1 tRNA gene and 1 rRNA gene are annotated in these 427 nt (G+C 44.7%); both read left to right on the plus strand.

The features are described 5' to 3' along the window. The first annotated feature begins 52 nt into the window (after positions 1-52). A tRNA-Pro gene (locus AT575_RS10155) sits at positions 53-126 on the plus strand. 155 nt (positions 127-281) lie between these two features. Next, positions 282-427 (plus strand): 16S ribosomal RNA (locus AT575_RS10160); the annotation flags it as partial.

A 427-nucleotide genomic window follows, 5' to 3' on the forward strand; every position in this document is an offset into this window, starting at 1 on the left:
CTGACTACGAATCAGGCGGTTAGAGGTTCGACTCCTCTAGGGTGCATGAGTTCGGGAAGTAGCTCAGCTTGGTAGAGTACTTGGTTTGGGACCAAGGTGTCGCAGGTTCGAATCCTGTCTTCCCGATATTCTTTATTTTTTAATAGAGAAAAGACCTTTGAGAACTGAATAAGACAAGAAAAACCAAATGTGAGGGTGATATGTTTAGATGCATATTATCCGTCAATGAAGTAAAAAACAATAAATCTGTCAGCGACAGAAAAGAACGAGTAAGTTCAAACTAAAATGAGAGTTTGATCCTGGCTCAGGACGAACGCTGGCGGCGTGCCTAATACATGCAAGTAGAACGCTGAGGTCTAGTGCTTGCACAAGACCAAGGAGTTGCGAACGGGTGAGTAACGCGTAGGTAACCTACCTCATAGCGGGG

It is taken from the genome of Streptococcus penaeicida (genome assembly GCF_002887775.1).
Classification (GTDB): domain Bacteria; phylum Bacillota; class Bacilli; order Lactobacillales; family Streptococcaceae; genus Streptococcus; species Streptococcus penaeicida.